This is a genomic window from Marinibaculum pumilum (genome assembly GCF_042646425.1).
In the GTDB taxonomy this organism is placed as follows: Bacteria; Pseudomonadota; Alphaproteobacteria; order Ferrovibrionales; family Ferrovibrionaceae; genus Marinibaculum; species Marinibaculum pumilum.
In genome coordinates this window covers 85,407-101,694 of the sequence record NZ_JBHRTR010000007.1, presented here as the reverse complement: position 1 = coordinate 101,694, position 16,288 = coordinate 85,407, and the positions used below count along the sequence as shown (strand labels likewise).

The 16,288-nt window shown below is 69.9% G+C and carries 16 protein-coding genes; 11 read left to right on the top strand and 5 right to left on the bottom strand.

The features are described 5' to 3' along the window. Positions 1 to 48: 48 nt before the first annotated feature. The 4 genes from mnmG to ACFOGJ_RS02885 all read right to left on the bottom strand — a co-directional run bounded on the left by mnmG (position 49) and on the right by ACFOGJ_RS02885 (position 4,050). Complete coding sequence (gene mnmG / locus ACFOGJ_RS02900) at positions 49 to 1,944, bottom strand: tRNA uridine-5-carboxymethylaminomethyl(34) synthesis enzyme MnmG (RefSeq protein WP_379897974.1); 1,896 nt, start codon at positions 1,942 to 1,944, stop codon at positions 49 to 51. 78 nt (positions 1,945 to 2,022) lie between these two features. Then, on the bottom strand, positions 2,023 to 3,366 hold the full coding sequence (gene mnmE / locus ACFOGJ_RS02895; RefSeq protein WP_379897971.1) for a tRNA uridine-5-carboxymethylaminomethyl(34) synthesis GTPase MnmE: 1,344 nt from the start codon (positions 3,364 to 3,366) through the stop codon (positions 2,023 to 2,025). A 49-nt stretch (positions 3,367 to 3,415) separates the two neighbouring features. After that, positions 3,416 to 3,796 carry a (2Fe-2S) ferredoxin domain-containing protein gene (locus tag ACFOGJ_RS02890; RefSeq protein ID WP_379897969.1) on the bottom strand — a complete coding sequence of 127 codons (381 nt, stop codon included), beginning with the start codon at positions 3,794 to 3,796 and terminating at the stop codon, positions 3,416 to 3,418. After that, the gene (locus ACFOGJ_RS02885) at positions 3,793 to 4,050 is read right to left on the bottom strand and encodes a DUF6489 family protein (protein WP_379897966.1); all 258 of its coding nucleotides are present in this window, start codon (positions 4,048 to 4,050) and stop codon (positions 3,793 to 3,795) included. The genes ACFOGJ_RS02890 and ACFOGJ_RS02885 overlap by 4 nt, the downstream gene beginning before the upstream one ends. A gap of 104 nt (positions 4,051 to 4,154) precedes the next feature. Here ACFOGJ_RS02885 and ACFOGJ_RS02880 point away from each other — a divergent pair, with 104 nt between their 5' ends. The 4 genes from ACFOGJ_RS02880 (at position 4,155) to ACFOGJ_RS02865 (ending at position 8,612) form a co-directional block, all read left to right on the top strand. Further along, on the top strand, positions 4,155 to 6,278 hold the full coding sequence (locus ACFOGJ_RS02880) for a thioredoxin domain-containing protein (RefSeq protein WP_379897964.1): 2,124 nt from the start codon (positions 4,155 to 4,157) through the stop codon (positions 6,276 to 6,278). A 49-nt stretch (positions 6,279 to 6,327) separates the two neighbouring features. Then, positions 6,328 to 6,783: a methylated-DNA--[protein]-cysteine S-methyltransferase gene (locus ACFOGJ_RS02875; RefSeq protein ID WP_379897962.1), complete on the top strand. Its 456-nt coding sequence runs from the start codon at positions 6,328 to 6,330 to the stop codon at positions 6,781 to 6,783. A 97-nt stretch (positions 6,784 to 6,880) separates the two neighbouring features. Continuing rightward, positions 6,881 to 7,585 (top strand): dienelactone hydrolase family protein, encoded by a 705-nt coding sequence (locus ACFOGJ_RS02870; protein ID WP_379897960.1) that lies wholly within the window; start codon positions 6,881 to 6,883, stop codon positions 7,583 to 7,585. Between the two features lie 52 nt (positions 7,586 to 7,637). Next, positions 7,638 to 8,612, top strand: coding sequence for a quinone oxidoreductase family protein (locus ACFOGJ_RS02865; RefSeq protein ID WP_379897958.1), 975 nt, complete (start codon positions 7,638 to 7,640; stop codon positions 8,610 to 8,612). 42 nt (positions 8,613 to 8,654) lie between these two features. Here the strand turns inward: ACFOGJ_RS02865 and ACFOGJ_RS02860 are convergent, their stop codons facing one another. Continuing rightward, positions 8,655 to 9,962, bottom strand: a complete 1,308-nt coding sequence (locus ACFOGJ_RS02860; protein ID WP_379897956.1) for a hydroxyacid-oxoacid transhydrogenase — start codon at positions 9,960 to 9,962, stop codon at positions 8,655 to 8,657. 140 nt (positions 9,963 to 10,102) lie between these two features. Between ACFOGJ_RS02860 and ACFOGJ_RS02855 the strand changes: the two genes are divergently transcribed. The 7 genes from ACFOGJ_RS02855 to ACFOGJ_RS02825 form a co-directional block, all read left to right on the top strand. Then, positions 10,103 to 12,376, top strand: a complete 2,274-nt coding sequence (locus tag ACFOGJ_RS02855; RefSeq protein WP_379897955.1) for a PAS domain-containing hybrid sensor histidine kinase/response regulator — start codon at positions 10,103 to 10,105, stop codon at positions 12,374 to 12,376. After that, positions 12,373 to 13,785 carry an AmpG family muropeptide MFS transporter gene (locus tag ACFOGJ_RS02850; RefSeq protein ID WP_379897954.1) on the top strand — a complete coding sequence of 471 codons (1,413 nt, stop codon included), beginning with the start codon at positions 12,373 to 12,375 and terminating at the stop codon, positions 13,783 to 13,785. The genes ACFOGJ_RS02855 and ACFOGJ_RS02850 overlap by 4 nt, the downstream gene beginning before the upstream one ends. Continuing rightward, the gene (locus ACFOGJ_RS02845) at positions 13,782 to 14,336 is read left to right on the top strand and encodes an O-acetyl-ADP-ribose deacetylase (RefSeq protein WP_379897953.1); all 555 of its coding nucleotides are present in this window, start codon (positions 13,782 to 13,784) and stop codon (positions 14,334 to 14,336) included. Before ACFOGJ_RS02850 ends, ACFOGJ_RS02845 begins: the two co-directional genes overlap by 4 nt. Before the next feature lie 116 nt (positions 14,337 to 14,452). After that, the gene (locus ACFOGJ_RS02840; protein WP_379897952.1) at positions 14,453 to 14,968 is read left to right on the top strand and encodes a Na+/H+ antiporter subunit E; all 516 of its coding nucleotides are present in this window, start codon (positions 14,453 to 14,455) and stop codon (positions 14,966 to 14,968) included. Further along, on the top strand, positions 14,965 to 15,327 hold the full coding sequence (locus tag ACFOGJ_RS02835; RefSeq protein ID WP_379897950.1) for a monovalent cation/H+ antiporter complex subunit F: 363 nt from the start codon (positions 14,965 to 14,967) through the stop codon (positions 15,325 to 15,327). Before ACFOGJ_RS02840 ends, ACFOGJ_RS02835 begins: the two co-directional genes overlap by 4 nt. Then, positions 15,324 to 15,824 carry a monovalent cation/H(+) antiporter subunit G gene (gene mnhG, locus ACFOGJ_RS02830; RefSeq protein ID WP_379897948.1) on the top strand — a complete coding sequence of 167 codons (501 nt, stop codon included), beginning with the start codon at positions 15,324 to 15,326 and terminating at the stop codon, positions 15,822 to 15,824. Before ACFOGJ_RS02835 ends, mnhG begins: the two co-directional genes overlap by 4 nt. Further along, the coding region (locus ACFOGJ_RS02825; protein WP_379897947.1) for a DUF4040 domain-containing protein at positions 15,824 to 16,288 on the top strand (465 nt) is incomplete at its 3' end. The genes mnhG and ACFOGJ_RS02825, both read left to right, overlap by 1 nt.

Genomic DNA, 16,288 nt, shown 5'->3' with positions numbered 1-16,288 from the left:
AAACATCGCAGGCCGCGCGCACCGCTTCCGGTGAACCCGGCATCTGCCCTAGCCCTGCGCCGCCTGTAGCTGCCCCGACCCGGCCCGCCGGACATGTCCGAGCAGCACGGTCAGGGCCGCCGGCGTCACCCCCGAGATCCGGGCGGCCTGCGCCAGACTGGACGGTCGCGCGGCTGCGAGTTTCTGCTGCACCTCCCGAGACAAGCCGGGGACCGCGGCATAGTCCAAGTCATCCGGCAGCAGAAGCGCCTCATCCCTGCGGAAGGCGCGGATGTCTGCCGCCTGACGCTCCAGATAGCCGGCATAGAGCGAATCGATCCGGACCTGGTCCCCGATATCTGCCCGGATCCGCCCGAGCACCGGCCAGATCCCAGCCAGACGCGACACCGATATCTCCGGCAGGGCCAGAAGATCAACGCCCGACCGGGCCTTGCCGTCCTGGTTCACCTGAAGACCGGCGGCGGCCAGTGCCGTCGGCGTGGCAGAGACGGCGGCCAGCATCTCCCTGGCCTCCGCCAGCGCAGCCGCCTTTGCCGCCCAGGCCGCCCGGCGCACCCGACCCACACAACCGATCGCCAACCCGAGGGGGGTCAACCTCTGGTCCGCATTGTCGGCCCGCAGCGACAGCCGGTATTCGGCCCGCGACGTGAACATTCGATAGGGCTCGCCGGTGCCGCGGGTCACCAGATCGTCGATCAGCACCCCGATATAGGCATCGGCACGGTCCAGGATGAAAGGCGCGCTGCCGCCGGCGGCAAGGGCCGCGTTCAGGCCCGCCATCAGGCCCTGCGCCGCGGCCTCCTCGTAACCGGTCGTGCCGTTGATCTGGCCGGCCAGGAACAGGCCCGGAAGCCGCCGGCATTCCAGGCTGGCGCGCAATTCCCGCGGATCCACGAAATCGTATTCGATCGCATAACCCGGCTGCAGCATCACCGCCTGCTGCAGGCCCGGGATCGTCTTCAGCAGAGCGGCCTGCACGTCCCGCGGCAGGGAGGTCGAAATGCCGTTCGGATAGACCACCGGATCGTCGAGCCCTTCAGGTTCGAGGAAGATCTGGTGCCGGCCCTTGTCGGCGAAGCGGACCACCTTGTCCTCGATCGACGGGCAGTAGCGCGGCCCGGTGCCGGCGATCTGACCGCTATAGATCGGCGCCCGGTGGATGTTCGCCCGGATCAGGTCGTGGCCTTCGGTGCCGGTATAGGTGATCGCGCAGGCCACCTGCGGCGTCGTGATCCGGCCGGTCAAAGTGGAGAACGGCTCCGGCGGATCGTCGCCAGGCTGGCGCTCAAGGGGCGACCAGTCGATGGTTCGGCCGTCCAGGCGCGGCGGAGTCCCCGTCTTCAGCCGGCCCAGTGCGAGGCCTGCACGGGCCAGGGTGCCGGAGAGACCGGTCGCCGGGGCCTCTCCCATTCGACCGGCGGGAAACCGCTCTTCCCCGATATGGATCATGCCGGACAGGAAAGTGCCGGTCGTCAGGACGACCCGGCCCGCGGCAAGCCGTTCGCCTGCCGCGGTCACGACGCCGGTCACCCGGCCCCGGGCGACGATCAGGTCCTCCACCGCGCCGGTCCGGATCTCCAGCCCCGCCTGGCGGGCCAGCAGGCCGCGCATCGCCCGGCGATAGAGCCGCCGGTCGGCCTGGGCCCGCGGCCCGCGGACGGCCGGTCCCTTCGAGCGGTTCAGAAGCCGGAACTGGATGCCTGCGGCATCGGCCGCCCGGGCCATGACCCCGTCCAGGGCGTCGATCTCCCGGATCAGATGCCCCTTCCCGAGGCCGCCGAATGCCGGGTTGCACGACATCGCCCCGATCGTGTCGAGCCGGTGGGTCAGCAGCAGGGTGCGTGCGCCAAGCCGTGCCGCGGCCGCGGCCGCCTCGCATCCGGCATGGCCCGCGCCGACGACGATGATGTCGTAGGATGTCTTGGTCTCTTGGCTGTTCGGCATGACATCGCGGATCTACGCCCTGCATCGTCACGACGCAAGCGGTGCGATGTTTCACGTGAAACATCCTGCCCGCAGCGCCTATTTCCCGATGCAGAAGCGCGAGAAGATGGCACCCAGAATCTCCTCGACGTCGACCCGCCCGGTGATCGTCCCGAGGGACCGCGCCGCAAGGCGCACATCCTCCGCCACGAGTTCCAGGGCCACCGACCCTGACCCGCCCGCGAACCCCGCCGCACGGTCCAGCGCATCGGCCGCCGCCGCAACCGCATGGCGATGCCGCTCCCGCGTGATGCCGGCCTCGCCGGTCGGTGCCGCGCATTCCGCCATCATGACAGAGAGACGATCCAGAAGCGCCCCGATCCCCTCGCCGGACCGTACGGACAGCGGCAATACCACAGACCCGCCGAACCGATAGCCGTCCGGCAGGGCCGCCAGGTCCGCCTTGTTGGCCACCACGATCGACGGGGGCTGCAGCAGCTCGCGGAACCCGGCGGCATCGGCCGGCAGGGCCGACGAATCGAGGACCAGCAGCCTGACATCGTCCGCTGTGGCCCGCGCCATCGCCCGCCGCACCCCCTCCTGCTCGACAGCATCGCTGCTGCAGCGCAGGCCGGCCGTGTCCGCGACCACCGCCGGCACCCCGTCCAGGTCCAGCACCACCTCCAGAACGTCGCGGGTGGTCCCGGCAATGTCCGTGACGATGGCGACCTCGCGCCGGGCCAGCGCGTTCAGAAGGCTCGACTTGCCGACATTCGGCGGGCCGACGATGGCGACCCGCACACCTTCCCGAAGCCGCTCCCCGCGATGCCCGTCCGCCAGATGCGAGCGCATCGCCGCGGCCAGATCCGCCAGCCGGCCGAAGACCGGCGCAGAGACGTCATCCGGCAGATCCTCATCGGTGAAGTCGATATCGCTTTCCAGCAGTGCCAGGCAGTCCACCAGCTCCGCGCGCCACCCCTCGTACAGCGCAGCAAGGGCACCGCCCATCTGGCGCAGGGCCTGACGTCGCTGTCCCTCCGTCTCGGCCGCGACCAGATCCGCCAGCCCCTCCGCCTGGGTCAGGTCCAGCAACCCGTTCTCGAACGCCCGACGGGTGAACTCCCCCGCCTCCGCGGGACGGCATCCGGGCAGCGCCTGCAATGCACGGTACAGCGCCGCCCGAACCGCCCGGCCGCCATGCAGGTGAAGCTCGGCCACATCCTCACCGGTGAAGCTCGCCGGCGCCGGAAACCAGAGCACCAGGCCGCGATCGATCTCACCGCCATCGCGGTCGCGAAGCCGCCGCAGCACGGCCTGCCGCGGCGGCGGCGCCGCCCTGCCGGTCAGCGCCTCCAACGCCGCACGGGCAGCGGGCCCCGACAGACGGTAGACGGCCACACCGGCAGTGCCGCTGCCGCTGGCCAACGCGAAGATCGTGTCCATGACAGACGGCCGGCCCGGCGCTCCGCGGCGGCACGCGGCCGGGCGGCTCCTAGGGGCCGTCCTCCGGACGCAGCATCAGCCGCGCCACCCGCTCGCCCCGGGCGACATGGGACTCCAGCACCTCGTCCACATCCTGGCGGGTCTCCACCCGATACCAGACGCCTTCCGGATAGATCACCATCGTCGGGCCCAGTTCGCAGCGGTCGAGGCAGCCGGCGCTGTTGACCCGGATGCCCGCAAGTCCCATCGCCTTCGCCTTCGCCTTCATATAGTCGCGCAGGCCGATGGACCCCTTCTCCTTGCAGCAGCCGCGGGGATGACCCGCCGCCCGTTCGTTGGTGCAGACGAAGACGTGGCGCACGAAATAGGGCGCCGGGTCCTCCGCCGCGTCGCCACCGCCGGCGACCTGGGTCCGGCCATCCGCCGTCATGACCGCTCTCCGTCGCGGCTGCGGCCGCCGCCGGACAGGTTCGACCAGAACATCTTCTGCAGCTGTTCGAAGCCCGCCATGCCCACCGGCAGCCAGGTCTTCATCAGCACGTCGGGATCCGTCTGCGCCAGAGCCATCTGCATGCGCTCCTGGATCTGGCTCATCAGCGCCTCCTGCATCGGCTGCACGTCCGGCAGGCCGAAGAAAGTGCGCGCCTCCTCCGGCGTGCAATCGACGTCGACATGTATTTTCATCCTGACCTTCCGTGCCAGATTAGGCCTCGCATCCGCAGGGCGGCCGGCGGGCAAACCGTCGGGCCCATAATGTCACCGGAACGCCGATCGGCGAAAGGACGGTCATGACCACCGACCGCGACAGCAGCACCCCCGAGCGCAGCAATCCCGACCGCAGCAATCCGGACCGCAACAACCTGGATCGGGAGACCTCGCCGTACCTGCTGCAGCACAAGGACAATCCGGTGCACTGGCAGGCCTGGGGACCGGAGACCCTGGCCCGGGCCAAGGCGCTGGACCGTCCGATCCTGCTCAGCATCGGCTATGCCGCCTGCCACTGGTGCCATGTCATGGCGCATGAGAGCTTCGAGGATCCGGAGATCGCCGCGCTGATGAACCGCCTGTTCGTCAACGTGAAGGTCGACCGGGAGGAGCGCCCGGACATCGACACGATCTACCAGGCCGCGCTCGCCATGCTCGGCGAGCATGGCGGCTGGCCGCTGACCATGTTCCTCACCCCCGACGGCGAACCGTTCTGGGGCGGCACCTATTTCCCGTCGGAGCCGAAATTCGGGCGCCCCGGCTTCCCTTCCGTCCTGGAACGCATCGCAGAGGTCTATCGCAGCGATCCCCAGGGGATCGAGAAGAACCGCGCCGCGCTGATGAACGGCCTGCAGCGCATGGCCGCGCCGCCGGAACTGCCCGCCGATGCCCGCCTGCCCGACCTCTCCCCCGCCCTGCTGGACCGGGTCGCCGAACGGCTTCTGGAGCATATGGACATGCAGGACGGCGGCTTCGGCGGCGCGCCGAAATTCCCCCATACCGGTGTGCTGGAGCTGTTGTGGCGGGCGCATCTGCGGAGCGGGCGGCAGGATCTGGCCGACGCCGTCACCCTGGCGCTGGACAGCATGTGCCAGGGCGGCATCTACGACCATCTGGGCGGGGGCTTTGCCCGCTACTCGACGGATGCCCGCTGGCTGGTGCCGCATTTCGAGAAGATGCTCTACGACAATGCCCAGCTGGTCGGGCTGCTGACCCGGGTCCATTGCCTGACAGGCGATCCCCTCTACCGGCAGCGGGTGGAGGAGACCGTCGACTGGCTGCTGCGCGAAATGGTGGCGGAGGGCGGCGGCTTCGCCGCCAGCCTGGACGCCGATTCCGAAGGCGAGGAGGGCCGCTTCTACACCTGGTCGGCGGCCGAGGTCGAAGCCGTCCTTGGCGACGATGCGGAGCTGTTCGCCGCGTATTATGACATCAGCGCCGCCGGCAACTGGGAAGGTCGCAACATCCCCAACCGCCTGGCCTCCCCCGGCCTCGGCGACCCGGCGACGGAAGAGAAGCTGGCGGAGTGCCGCCGGCGCCTGTTCGCCTATCGCGAACAACGGGTGCGCCCGGGCTGGGACGACAAGGTCCTGGCCGACTGGAACGGCATGATGATCGCCGCCCTGACGGAGGCCGCGCAGGCGTTCGGCCGCACCGACTGGCAGCACGCGGCCGAGGCCGCCTACCGTTTCGTCCGCGACGGGATGCGCGACGGGCCGCGCCTGCTGCATGCCGCCCGCGCCGGCCGTGCCCGGCACACCGCCCTGCTCGACGATTATGCGCAGGTCTGCCGGGCGGCCCTGCTGCTGCACCAGGCCAGCGGCGAACAGGCCTATCTCGACGATGTCCGGACCTGGCTCGAGATCCTCGATTCGCACTATTGGGACAGGGACAATGGCGGCTACTACCTCACCGCCGACGACGCGAAAGGGCTGATTACACGCACCCGCAACGCCCAGGACGGCGCGATCCCGTCCGGCAACGGCACGATGGTCGAAGTTCTGTATACTCATGCGCGACTGACCGGCGAAACGGCGCGGGCGACGCAGGCGGAAGCCATACTCGACGCCTTCATGCCGGAACTCGGCCGCAACGTCTTCGCCCTCACAACCCTGTTGAATGCCGCCGACCTGGTCATGGATCCCGTCGACATCGCCATCATCGGCACCGGCCGCGACAGCGCCGCCCTGCGCCACGCCGCCTGGTCCGCCCCGGCCGCCAACCGGATCCTCTGGACCGGCGGCGACACGGCGAGCCTGCCCGCGGGCCATCCCGCACAGGGCAAGCCAGGCGGAGAGGGCGGCACCGCCGTAGCCTATGTCTGCAGGGACCGGACCTGCTCCCTGCCGCAGACCGAACCGGAAATGCTTCTCTCCCTTCTGTCGCCCCGTCATGGCGGGCCGGAAGACGCCGCGCGCGACGCCTGAGCCGCGGCCGCTCGCGGCCACGGCCAGCATCGACACGCCCGTCGGGCGCGTGGCGATCACGGTCGCCGACGGGCTGATCGTGCGCACCGGCTGGATCGCCGCCGACGGACCGCCTCGCGAAATGCCGGACCAGGAGCCGCTTCTGGCGGAGGCCTGCAACCAGCTGCGCGCCTATTTCGAGCGGCGTCTGAAGCGGTTCGACCTGCCGCTCGATCCCGCGGGAACCGGCTTCCAGCGCCAGGTCTGGGTGGAGATGCAGCAGATCCCCTACGGCTCCTGGCAGGTCTACAGCGACCTGGCGGAACGGGTCGGCAGCGTCGCCCGCGCCGTCGGCCGCGCCTGCGGCCAGAACCCGATCCCGATCATCATCCCCTGCCACCGGGTGCTGGCTTCCGGCGGCCGTCTGGGCGGCTATTCCGGCGCCGGCGGCCGGACCACGAAGCTCGCCCTGCTGGCGCATGAGGGCGCCATGCTGCCCCTGGCGCCGCTGCAGCCGGCGGGCTGATGCGCCGGCGCCTTGCCGGGCCGCGCGGGCCGCGGCTAGAGTCCGGCCCACCCGCGGCCCGCCGGCCGCGACTCATTCCCAGGGGGAGGCCCAGACCATGGCAGGCAAGGAAATCACCATCACGGCGAAGGACGGTGGCAGCTTCATGGGCTATCTCGCCGCCCCCCCCGGCGGCGGCAAGGCGCCCGGCATCGTCGTCATGCAGGAGATCTTCGGCGTCAACGCCGTAATGCGCGAGATCACCGACTGGTATGCCAGCCAGGGCTTCTGGGCCTGCTGCCCGGACCTGTTCTGGCGGATCGAGCCCGGCATCCAGATCACCGACAAGACCGACGCGGAATGGCAGCAGGCGTTCGGCCTGTTCCAGAAGTTCGACATCGACAAGGGGATGGAGGACGTCGCCGCCACCATCGACGCGCTGCGCGGCATGGACGAATGCACCGGCAAGGTCGGCGCGGTCGGCTACTGCCTGGGCGGCCGCCTCGCCTATCACGCCGCCACCCGGACCGATGCCGACGCGGCGGTCGGCTATTACGGCGTGGGCATCCAGGACGTGCTGGACGAGGCGCGCAACATCACCAAGCCGCTGATGCTGCACATCGCCAGCAAGGACGGCTTCGTGCCGCCGGAGGCGCAGAAGGCGGTGAAGGACGGCCTGGCCGGCCACAATACCGTGGTGATCTACGAATATGCCGAGCAGGACCATGCCTTCGCCCGGATGGGCGGCGCCCACTACGACAAGGTGGCGGCGGACACCGCGAACGCCCGCACCATCGACTTCTTCAAGACAAGCCTGGCGTGACGGCCGGACGCACGCGGCAGGCCGGCACGCCGGCAGCAGGGGAGAGAGCGACATGGTGAAGGCGATCCGCATCCACGAGACCGGCGGTCCGGAGGTGATGCGCTGGGAGGATGTTGAGGTGCAGGCGCCGGGCAAGGGCGAGGTGCTGCTGCGCCATACCGCCGTCGGCCTGAACTATATCGACACCTATCACCGCAGCGGCCTCTACCCGATGGCGATGCCCGCCGGCATCGGCATGGAGGGTGCCGGCGTGGTGGAGGCCCTGGGCGACGGGGTCTCCGGCCTGGCCGTCGGCGACCGGGTCGCCTATGCCTCCGGGCCGATCGGCTCCTATGCCGAGCAGCGGGTGATGCCGGCGGACAGGGTGGTGAAGGTGCCGGACGGCATCGACGACCGCACCGCCGCGGCGATGATGCTGAAGGGCATGACGGTCGAATACCTGCTGCGCCGGACCTACAAGGTGCAGCCGGGCGACACCATCCTGTTCCATGCCGCCGCCGGCGGGGTGGGCCTGATCGCCTGCGCCTGGGCCAAGCATCTGGGCGCCACCGTGATCGGCACCGTCGGCAACGAAGAGAAGGCGGCACTCGCCCGCGCGCATGGCTGCGACCATACCGTCCTGTACACCAGCGAGAGCTTCAAGGACCGGGTGATGGAGATCACCGGCGGCAAAGGCGTGCCGGTTGTCTACGATTCCATCGGCAAGTCGACCTTCGACGAAAGCCTCGACTGCCTCAGTCCCCGCGGCCTGATGGTCTCCTTCGGCAATGCCTCCGGCCCCGTGGATGCCTTCAACCTCGGCATCCTGGCGCAGAAGGGCTCGCTCTACGTCACCCGGCCGACCATGGTGACCTATACCGCCACCCGCGACGACCTGGTTGCCAGCGCCAATGCGCTGTTCGACGTGGTGCAGAAGGGGATCGTGAAGATCGAGGTCAACCAGACCTACCCGCTGGCGGACGCGGTCCAGGCGCACAAGGACCTGGAGGGCCGCAAGACCACCGGCTCCACCGTCCTGCTGCCCTGAGACGGGAACAGCCCCGCCGGCCCAAACCGGCGGGGCCTGGACTCACCAGTAGGTCATCGCGTCGGCGTAGAGCGCCGCCAGTTCCGCCTCGCCCACCGGCTTCGGCGCCAGGACGAGCAGCCGCTGCTGCGCGATCGCGCCCTTCACCAGTCCGGGAATGTCGGCCTCGCCATAGCCCATGCCCGACAGGCCGTTCGGCAGGCCGGCCGCCTTCATCAGCTCGATCAGCTTGTCGGAAAGCACCGCCCCGGCTGCCGCCGGCTGCGCACCGGAAATGTCCGCGCCCAGCGCCTCCGCCGCTGCCAGGTGCCGCTGCGGGTCGCCGTCGCCGGTGAAGCGGAACGCCGCCGGCGCGTTGATCACCACCGACAGGCCGTGCGGGCAGATCGGCGCGTTTCCGGGCCAGCCTTCCGGGTGATAGTCGCGGATCATGCCGGCGACCGAATAGGACATGGCGTGCGGGATATGCACGCCGGCATTGCCGAACGAAATCCCGGCCATGGTGGCGGCATACATCATCGCGTTGCGCGCCTCCCGGTCCTCCGGGTCCTGCACCGCCCGCAGCAGGTAGCGGCCGCCCATGCGGATCGCCTCCATGCTGCCCAGGTCGCTGTGCGGATTGGCGCCCTGATAAGGCGGGCGCAGGGCCGGATCGGCCGGTTTCTCGCGCGCGGTGTAGCGAATCGCTGTATAGGATTCGATCGCGTGGGTGAGGACGTCGAAGCCGGTCGCGGCCACCACCATCGGCGGCAGGCTGTAGGTGAATTCGGGGTCCACCAGCGCCAGGTTCGGCTTCATGAAGCGCGACGAGATCCCCGTCTTTACATGCTGCGACAACAGGTCGAAGACGGCGACGCCGGTGCACTCGCTGCCCGTACCGGACGTGGTCGGGCAGGCGATATGCGGTCTCAGCGGACCGGGGACCGGCACGCCCTGACCGATCGGCTTGTTGACATAGGTGAGGAGCTCGGCCGGATGGCTGGCGAACAGATTGGCGGCCTTCGCGGTATCGATCACCGAGCCGCCGCCGATCGAGACGAACCCGTCGAAATCGCCGTCCACCGCGAAGTCGGCGGCTTCCTGGAAGGAGATGTCGGTGGGCTCCACCTCCGTGCGGTCGTAGACGGTGACGTCCACCCCTGCCGCCTGCAGGGAGCGGATCGCGGCCTGGGCCGGCGCCAGATCCAGCACCTGGCGGTCGGTGAACAGCGCCACCCGCGCCAGGCCCATCGCCTTGGCTTCCGCCCCCAGTTCGGCCACGCAGCCCGGCCCGTACTTGATCGGGGTCGTCTGCACGACGAAGACGTTCTCCTTGCCCGGCTCCAGCGGGTAATACGACGCGAATGCCAAGACGCTTTCTCCTCGTTCGAAACGGCGCGCATCATTCCGCCCTTGTCCCCCCGGATCAAGCTGCCGGGCAGCCGGCGCCGGTAATGGGGGCGCCAGAAAATCACCCACCCCCCGCCGCCGCGGGCCGGACGGGACACGCCATGGCCATGCGCCGCCCCTATCTCAGCGCCGCTGCGGTTGCCGTCGCCGTCGCCGCGATCATCGCCGTCACCCTGATCGACATCGCCGCCGGCGAGGAGGCCAGCATCCTGGGGCCGCTGTCGATCACGGCGATCGTCCTGATCTGTACCGCGATCCTGGCGATCAGCTTCCTGGACGCGCTGCGGACCAGCCGCCGCATCGACCGGGAAAGCCGGCGGGTCGCCGATATGGCGGAACGGCTGGCCGCCACCGTCACGGCGATGAACGAGACCAATGCCAGCCTGCGCGCCAGCGAAGAGCATTACCGCAACCTGGTGGAAAGCCAGCAGGACTTCATCATCCGGCTGGACCGGCGCGGCTGCTACACCTTCGTCAACGACACCTATTGCAGGCGCATCGGCCGCAGCCGGGAGGAGCTGATCGGCGCCCCCTTCGCGCTGCAGGTGGAGGGCGGTCCCGCCGACCCCCTCGGCCATCCGGATCTGGGCCGGCCGCCCTATCGGGCCCGCTACGACCAGCGGGTCCACCTGGCGGAGGGCTGGAGCTGGATCGGCTGGCAGGATGCCGCTGTGCGGGATCGCGACGGCCGGGTGATCGAGCTGCAGCGGGTCGGACGCGACGTCACCCTCCGCAAGGAGGAGGAGGCCGGCCTGCATGAGGCGGCGGAAGTGGCGCAGGCGGCAAGCCGCGCCAAGTCGGCCTTCCTGGCGACCATGAGCCACGAGATCCGGACGCCGATGAACGGCGTGCTGGGCATGACCCGCCTGCTGCTGCAGACCGAGCTGACCCCGGAACAGCACAGCTATGCCGCCGCCGTCCGCGATTCCGGCACCGCGCTGCTGGAGCTGATCAACGACATCCTCGACTATTCCAAGATCGAGGCCGGCCATTTCGAGCTGGCGTCGGAGGAATTCGACATCCTGGCAGAGATCGAGGCGGTGGCGGAGCTGCTCGCCAGCCGCGCCGCGGAGAAGGGCGTGGATGTCGCCACCTATGTCGCGCCGGAGATCCCGACGAAGGTGATCGGCGATGCCGGGCGCCTGCGGCAACTGGTCACCAACCTGGTCGGCAATGCCGTGAAGTTCACCGAGACCGGCGGCGTCGTGCTGCGGCTGCGCCAGGCCCGGTCCGACGATGCCGGCGCGGCCGACTTCGCGCTCTACCTGGAGGTGGAGGATACCGGCATCGGCATCCCTGCGGAGGCGCAGGCCCAGCTGTTCCAGGAATTCACCCAGGTCGATTCCAGCATCTCGCGCCGCTATGGCGGCACCGGCCTCGGCCTTGCCATCTGCCGGCGCATCGTGGAACTGGCCGGCGGCTCCATCGGCGTGCAGTCGGAACCCGACCGCGGCACCCGGTTCTGGGCCACCCTGCCGCTGAAGCGGCCGCCCGGCGCCGTCTCGATCGGCAGCGGCGACCAGAAGCTGGACCTGCACGTGCTTCTGGTCGACGGCTTCCCACTGACCGCCCAGGCCACCGAGCAGGCGCTGACGGACATGTCCTGCTCGGTCACCGTGGAAGGCACCGGGCAGGGCGCCCTGCTGGCGCTGCAGCGGGCGGCGGATTCCGGCGGCGTGTTCGACCTGGCCCTGATCGACGACCGGCTGACCGATGCCGATCCCGCCGACCTGGCGGCGCAGATCCGCGCCCATCCGGCATTGCACGAGATGTACCTGCTTGCCACCCTGCCGCCGGACCATCGCAACCGGCTCGACAGCCTGCGGACCGCCGGCTTCGACGGCTATCTGCTGAAGCCGGCGCGCCGCAGTTCCCTGCGGCAGCGGCTGGGCGTTGCCGCCAAGGGCCATGCCGGGCGGGTCGTCGGCGAACGGTTCGACGAGGACGAGCTGCTGCCGCTCTACGACGACGTGACCGACGCACTGCCGGGGCTGCGGATCCTGCTGGCGGAGGACAACCGCATCAACCGCCTGCTGGCGGAGACCCTGCTGACCCGCGCCGGGCACCGGGTGGTCAACGTTGCAGACGGCAACGCCGCCGTCATGGCCGCGGCCGGCGGGGAGTTCGACCTGGTCCTGATGGACCTGCACATGCCCCGCATGGACGGGGTCGAGGCCGCCAGCCAGATCCGCGAGCTGCCGCCGCCGGCGAACCTGGTGCCGATCATGGCCCTGACCGCCGACACCGCGGAGGCCGAGAAGCAACGCTGCCTGGAGGCCGGCATGGACGATTTCATCGAGAAGCCGATCGACGAGGAGGTGCTGCACCGGAAGATCGCGCAGCTGCGTGACCTCGGCCGGCTGCAGACGGCGTGACCGACAGGTCCCCTGCCGCCGCGCCGCCGGCCGGCTGGTCGCAGCGCCTCGCCGCCGCAGTCGCGGTCTATGCCCGGCCGCGCCTGATCGCGGTGCTGCTGGTCGGTTTCAGCCAGGGCCTGCCGCTGGCCCTGACCGGCTCCACGGTGGCGTTCTGGCTGCGCGAGGAGGGCATTTCCCTCGCCGCCATCGGCCTCTTCGCCCTGGTCGCGCTGCCCTACACCTTCAAGTTCGTCTGGGCGCCGCTGATCGACCAGCTGCCTGTACCCCTCATGACCCGGCGCTTCGGTCGCCGCCGCGGCTGGGCGCTGACCATGCAGGCCGCCCTGATCCTGGCCCTGATCGTGATGGGCCTGACCGATCCGACCGCCAACCTGACCCTGTTCGCCCTGCTGGCCGTGGCGGTCGCCTTCTTCTCCGCCAGTCAGGACATCGTCACCGACGCCTGGCGGGTCGAGCTGCTGGAGGACGACCAGCTCGCCGCCGGCGCCGCCATGGTGGTCAGCGGCTACCGCATCGGCATGCTCGCCTCCGGCGCCGGCGCCCTCTACCTCGCCTCGGTCCTGCCCTGGTCCATGGTCTACGTCATCATGGGCGCCGGTATTCTGGTCGGCGTCGCCACCATCCTGGTGATGCCGGAGCCCCTGAACGGGACGGAGCGGATCACCGGTGCTCGACCGGAGGTCGGCGGCCGCGCCCACCGGCAGCCGGTCGCGGAGCGCCTTGCCGCCTGGTTCGCGCGCGCCTTTGTCGGCCCCTTCTCGGAATTCATGGCACGCCGCGGCTGGGTCGCCTTCCTGCTGTTCGCGGTGCTGTACAAGCTGGGCGACAGCATGGCCGGCCACATGGCCACGCCGCTCTATGTCGACCTGGGCTTCGACAAGGTGGAGGTCGCCAACTACGCCAAGGTGCTGGGAACCGCCGCCACCTTCGGCGGGCTGTTCGTCGGCGGGGCGCTGATGCGGGGGCTGGGCCTGGGCCCCACTCTGTGGATCGCCGGCATCGCCCAGGCCCTGTCGAACCTGACCTTCGCCGCCCTGGCGCTGGTCGGCCACCAGGACTGGATGCTCGCCACCGCGATCGGCGTCGAGAACCTCACCGGCGGGGTCGGGACGGCCGCCCTGGTGGCCTACTTCTCGCTGCTGTGCAACGTCCAGTTCACCGCCACCCAGTTCGCCCTCTTGAGCGCTTTCGCCTCAGCCGCCCGCACCTTCCTGACAGCGCCGACCGGCTGGCTGGTGGAGGATCTAGGCTGGGTCCACTACTTCGTCGTCACCACCCTGGCGGCCGCGCCGGGCCTGGCGGTGCTGCTGTGGATCACCATCTACGTCGGATTCCGCCGTCCCGGACAGGACAGCAGGACGGGACAGGGCGACAAGGCAGAGAACGAGGAAGGGGAACCCCGATGACGAGAGGCGCGCCCGCCATCGAAGTGCTGGACGCCGATATCACCCGCCTGACGGTCGATGCCATCGTCAACGCCGCCAACGAGAGCCTGCTCGGCGGCGGCGGGGTGGACGGCGCGATCCACCGCGCCGCGGGACCGGATCTGCTGGCCGAATGCCGCGGCATCGGCGGCTGCCCGACGGGGCAGGCGCGGATCACCGCCGGCTACCGCCTGCCGGCCGCCCATGTCATCCATACCGTGGGCCCGGTCTGGCATGGCGGCGACCGCGACGAGGATCGCCTGCTGGCCAGCTGCTACCGCGAGAGCCTGATCCTGGCCGGCCGCCACCAGGTCGCCAGCATCGCCTTCCCCGCGATATCGACCGGAATCTACGGCTATCCTGCCGACCGGGCCGCCCGAATCGCCGCCCGCACCGTGGACGAGACCTGGACCTCCGATCTGCCCGGCATGGCCGGGCTGGAGCGGGTGCTGTTCGTCTATTTCGGTGCCGAGGCCTTCGCCCAGGGCCGCGCCGCGGTCGCAGAGGCCGCCGGCCAGCAGCGCAGGGACTGACCCGCCGGTCCGCTCCCCGACCCGGTGTCGCTTGCTAAGGGCTTGACCGGACGCCATATTCCGCCACCTTCAACGATCATTCGTCCGACCGACCGTCCGGAGCGCCGAACAGTCCGATGCGTCATACCGTCACCCTCGTGCTGGCACTTGTCGCCTTCTGGTTTGCGATGTCAAACCTGTACAAGCCGCTCGTGCTGGCGCTGGGTGCGGTCTCGATCCTGCTGGTGTTCCTGGTCAGCCGGCGGATGGCGGTGAACGACCCGGAAGGCGTGCCGGTCCGCTTCGGCCTGCGGGCAATCCTCTACTGGCCCTGGCTCGCGAAGGAGATCGTGATCTCCGCCCTCAAGGTCTGCCGCATCATCGTGGCGCCCCGCATGCCACTCTCGCCGACGGTCGCCGCCCTGCCGGCGCCACAGAAGACCACGACAGGGCGGGTCACCTATGCCAATTCAATCACCCTGACGCCAGCCACCCTGACCCTGGCGCTGGAGGATGACTGCGTCATCGTCCATGCCCTGCAGGCCGGCGGCATCGAGGACCTGCGCGAGGGCGGCATGGCCAAGCGGGTTACCGCGTTCGAGGGTCTGGCCGACCCCGCCGCCCCCGCACCACCCGCCGGAGCAGCGTCATGACGATGTTCGTGGTGGCGGCCATCCTCGTCCTGGCCTCGCTCGCCCTGGCGGTGGCGCGCGCCGCGCTCGGCCCGACGATCTACGACCGGATCCTGGCCGGCAACACCGTCGGCACCCTGGCTGTGCTGCTGCTGGTGCTGGGCGGCTTCGTCACCGGTCGCCCCGAATTCGTCGACCTGGGCATCCTCTACCAGTTCCTCAACGTGGTCGGGACCGTGGCGATCCTGAAATATTTCCGATACGGCAGTCTCGGCCATGGCCTGGAGGAGCAGGCCCCGGCGCTGCATGGCAAGCCGCCGTCGACGCCGGCACCGACCGCCGCGCCGGCCCACGATGCGGGCAAGGGGGGAGCGGCATGACGGGCGCGGAATCCGGCGACTGGATCGCCCAGATCCTCCACATCGTCAGCTGGTTCCTGCTGGTGGGCGGCGCGCTGGTCTGCCTGATCGGTGCCATCGGCATGCACCGCATGCCCGATCTCTATACCCGCATGCACGCGGTCAGCGTGATCGACGGCCTGGGCGCCGGCATGCTGCTGATCGGCATGGCCCTGCAGGTCGGCTTCACCCTGGACGCGTTGAAGCTGCTCGTCGTCCTCGCCCTGCTGCTTTTCGCATCGCCGATCGCCGCCCACGCACTGGCCCGCGGTGCCCTGCATCGCGGCGTGCGGCCCCTGCTGGACCGGGAGGACAAGGCCACCCGCACCGTCCTGGCACGCCTGGTGGACAAGCCGCCGGCCGCCCATGCCGACGGCCTGCACAGGGAGGAAGCCCCGGCGGAAACGGTGGGTGACGCGGCTGCAGGATCCCGCACCGCGGAAGCGACCGGCGGCGATTCCGGAAAGGCGGGCCGGTGATGGAACAGCTGGTCAATACAGGCCTGCTGCTGATCCTGCTGGCCGTCACCCTGACCATCGTCGGCATGCGCAACCTGTTCGGCGTGGTCGTGCTGGGCACGATCTATTCCTTCGTCATGGCCACCATCATGGTCGCGCTCGACGCACCCGACGTCGCGATGACGGAGGCGGCGGTCGGCGCCGGCATCTCCACCGTCGTGCTGCTGGGCACCCTCTACCTGACCAAGACCGAGGAATACCCGGTACGCCGGCATCTCTGGGCGCCGCTGCTGGTCGCGGCGGCAACCGCGGCGGCGCTGATCTACGGCACCCTCGACCTGCCGCTGTTTGGCACAGGGGAGAGCGCACCGCATTCCCATGTCGCGCCCTACTACATTTCCCAGACGCCGGAGGATATCGACATCCCCAACGTCGTCACCGCGGTCCTGTCCAGCTATCGCGGCTTCGACACCCTGGGGGAGGTC

What these genes read in the sequence shown, in the direction of transcription:
- mnmG (WP_379897974.1), bottom strand. Translation starts at nt 1,944, where the DNA reads ATGCCGAACAGCCAAGAGACCAAGACATCCTACGACATCATCGTCGTC.
- mnhG (WP_379897948.1), top strand. Translation starts at nt 15,324, where the DNA reads ATGACGGGCGCGGAATCCGGCGACTGGATCGCCCAGATCCTCCACATC.
- ACFOGJ_RS02840 (WP_379897952.1), top strand. Translation starts at nt 14,453, where the DNA reads ATGCGTCATACCGTCACCCTCGTGCTGGCACTTGTCGCCTTCTGGTTT.
- ACFOGJ_RS02880 (WP_379897964.1), top strand. Translation starts at nt 4,155, where the DNA reads ATGACCACCGACCGCGACAGCAGCACCCCCGAGCGCAGCAATCCCGAC.
- ACFOGJ_RS02835 (WP_379897950.1), top strand. Translation starts at nt 14,965, where the DNA reads ATGACGATGTTCGTGGTGGCGGCCATCCTCGTCCTGGCCTCGCTCGCC.
- ACFOGJ_RS02865 (WP_379897958.1), top strand. Translation starts at nt 7,638, where the DNA reads ATGGTGAAGGCGATCCGCATCCACGAGACCGGCGGTCCGGAGGTGATG.
- ACFOGJ_RS02890 (WP_379897969.1), bottom strand. Translation starts at nt 3,796, where the DNA reads ATGACGGCGGATGGCCGGACCCAGGTCGCCGGCGGTGGCGACGCGGCG.
- ACFOGJ_RS02855 (WP_379897955.1), top strand. Translation starts at nt 10,103, where the DNA reads ATGGCCATGCGCCGCCCCTATCTCAGCGCCGCTGCGGTTGCCGTCGCC.
- ACFOGJ_RS02885 (WP_379897966.1), bottom strand. Translation starts at nt 4,050, where the DNA reads ATGAAAATACATGTCGACGTCGATTGCACGCCGGAGGAGGCGCGCACT.
- ACFOGJ_RS02845 (WP_379897953.1), top strand. Translation starts at nt 13,782, where the DNA reads ATGACGAGAGGCGCGCCCGCCATCGAAGTGCTGGACGCCGATATCACC.
- ACFOGJ_RS02870 (WP_379897960.1), top strand. Translation starts at nt 6,881, where the DNA reads ATGGCAGGCAAGGAAATCACCATCACGGCGAAGGACGGTGGCAGCTTC.
- mnmE (WP_379897971.1), bottom strand. Translation starts at nt 3,366, where the DNA reads ATGGACACGATCTTCGCGTTGGCCAGCGGCAGCGGCACTGCCGGTGTG.